This is a genomic window from Neosynechococcus sphagnicola sy1 (genome assembly GCF_000775285.1).
Lineage (GTDB): Bacteria > Cyanobacteriota > Cyanobacteriia > Neosynechococcales > Neosynechococcaceae > Neosynechococcus > Neosynechococcus sphagnicola.
In genome coordinates, this window is sequence record NZ_JJML01000087.1 from 1 (window position 1) to 2,500 (window position 2,500).

3 protein-coding genes are annotated in these 2,500 nt (G+C 49.0%); 2 read left to right on the forward strand and 1 reads right to left on the reverse strand.

The window, feature by feature from the left end; genetic code table 11:
- Window positions 1-415, forward strand: a 415-nt coding sequence (locus DO97_RS19940) for an IS5 family transposase (RefSeq protein WP_036536276.1), incomplete at its 5' end; no start/stop codon positions are given.
- 102 nt (window positions 416-517) lie between these two features.
- Window positions 518-1,255 carry a pentapeptide repeat-containing protein gene (locus DO97_RS19945; protein WP_036536963.1) on the forward strand — a complete coding sequence of 246 codons (738 nt, stop codon included), beginning with the start codon at window positions 518-520 and terminating at the stop codon, window positions 1,253-1,255.
- Between the two features lie 77 nt (window positions 1,256-1,332).
- Here DO97_RS19945 and DO97_RS19950 read toward each other — a convergent pair whose 3' ends face one another.
- The gene (locus DO97_RS19950) at window positions 1,333-1,710 is read right to left on the reverse strand and encodes a helix-turn-helix domain-containing protein (protein WP_036536964.1); all 378 of its coding nucleotides are present in this window, start codon (window positions 1,708-1,710) and stop codon (window positions 1,333-1,335) included.
- Window positions 1,711-2,500 lie beyond the last annotated feature (790 nt).

A 2,500-nucleotide genomic window follows, 5' to 3' on the forward strand; every position in this document is an offset into this window, starting at 1 on the left:
AATTAAAGGTCGAAAACGGTTTATGACGGTCGATACCCTGGGATTGCTGTTGCGGGTCTTGGTGACTGCCGCGAGTGTACCCGAACGAGAGGGGGCTAAACAGGTACTCCAACAGGTGAAACAGATGGGTCAAGGGGTATCGCGACTGCATACGATTTGGGCCGATGGCGGTTTTGACGGTAATCCATTCCTGATGTGGGTGATGGATGTTTGTCGGTGGATTGTGGAGGTTGTGCTGCGACCAGAGCAAACCAAAGGGTTCGTATTGCTGAAAAAAAGGTGGGTTGTTGAACGAACATTTGGCTGGCTCATGGGGTACCGTCGATTGGTTCGAGACTATGAGTTATGGCCAGAAACTTCGGAGACATTTATTTACCTGGCCATGATACGAATCATGGTGAGGCAGTTAGCATAAAATCTGACCCAAAAAAACTTTTAAAACATCCTCTTACACCATCAGCAACACGAAGCCGATGTTGTCGCTTGGCAGCAGACCCTTTGCGATCTAATTAGTTTCATGCTACGGCACGGAATGCCGATGGAGCGACTAAATCCTCGACCTGATTTTCAGACAGAAAACAAGCAAGCTCGCAATGCAGAGGAAGCGCTATTAGCAGTTCTCAATGCCTGTGCCCAGTTAACTCAAGAACTTTCAAAAATTGAATGGCCTTCACTGGATTCCTTTGGCACCTGGTTTTCCAGGCTGCAAGGACAACGAGTAGATGCAAATGTTTTTTGCCTAGACTGCTTAAGTTTTTTGCAGTTGCAGGGCTGCATTCTTATCTCCAAAGACTTCTCCCAAGCGAATCTTTTCAAGGCGAATCTTGCAGGGGCGATTCTTGTGTGGGCGAATCTTTTAGGGGCGAATCTTGAAAGGGCGGATCTTGCAGGGGCGAATCTTTTAGGGGCGAATCTTGCAGGGGCGAATCTTTTCGAGGCGAATCTTTTAGGGGCGAATCTTTTAGAGGCGAATCTTTTCAAGGCGGATCTTGCAGGGGCGGATCTTGCAGGGGCGAATCTTTTAGGGGCGAATCTTGCAGGGGCGAATCTTGCAGGGGCGGATCTTGCAGGGGCGGATCTTGAATGGGCGAATCTTCAAGAGGCGAATCTTGAAAGGGCGAATCTTGAAAGGGCGAATCTTCAAGAGGCGATTCTTCAAGGGGCAAATTTGAAGGGGACGATCCTTGAGGGCATGGTGATAATTAGCTCTGATGACGAAGTGCGATCGCCCAGCGAACTGCCTGATCAGGGCTAGGAAATTCAATCAAAAAAGCGTCCCCGATCGTCTTAATTTCCCGTCCCCTATATTGTGGCAGCAAGTCTCTTACTCTTTCAAAATCGGGGGTTTTGAACTTCCCGCAAATAACAGGTATCCGGGTTCTCAGGCTCCCTTCCATGCAAAACCGATTGCAGCCTTGTGGAATCAACCAGATCGGTAAAGGCGATCGTAATTTCTGCGGAAGAGTCTGACTCGCTGGCTATGCCTTGTACATCCTGATCACCTGCTTCGGCTGGGTCAGCAGCACTGGCCTCCATCACCTGCGCGTAGTCTAAGTCAAGTGCCGCGAGAATTTTGTGAGCGCTGCTTTCTTCAACGGAACCGTTCAAAAAGCGTTTGACCGTTTCCACGGAGACCCCTGACTGCTCCGCAAGGACATTATTACTCCAGCCTCGCTTATCCTGATCCCGAGGATGGGGAAGCTCAGCCATTCGCCTCCTAACCAACCTCTGTCCTTCCGGTGTGGCCTTCACACCTCGTTGCTTTCGAGCCTGATTAGGCATGACGAGCTACCAGATTTACCATTGGCCTGATTATAACCAGCACTCTGGCGCGATCTCTCAGTCAGAAAGGGTCACTTTGGCTCACTTATTTTCTGACCCTTTCTGCTCCTGACAGACCCATACCGGGTTAAGGATGATATCCATAGTTTGAAGTTTTTGAAATGGATCTCCAGGGGGTTAGCAATGAGATTTATTCAAGGGATTGTGCCACTGCTAATTCTTTTGTCTACCTTGACGACCGTTGCAAATTTCATCCTCAATCTTTCTCGATCTCCTCAAGCGATCGATCCAACGAATCATCCTCAGTCAGTATCTCCTTCGCTGAATCTAAATGAGTCAGCTGCAACTTTTGAGAAGTCAAACTTGTTGCGTTGAGGCAAAACGCTGAAGCCCTTATTTTTGGCTCTTGTCGGACTTACGCACTGAATGCTTGAAACTCTGTTCCTCCCTTGTCCCGGCCCTTTGCGCCCCTAGGGTAGCAAAAAGGGGTAGCTCCCACAGACCATCATTTTCTGAATAGTTTAATGGCATGAAGTTGAACACAGGATTGATAACCGAACCCCCGGCTGTCGCCCTCCCCTTTATTAAGGGGGACTACAGGGGGTATTTCCTATGAATGGGCCCAGACACTTAGGGTTAGCCGCGAAAAGCACAAGGTTAGGGGGCTAACTGCCTAAGTCCTGTCTTATTCCCCCCATTCAAATAGGTTTTAAGGAGG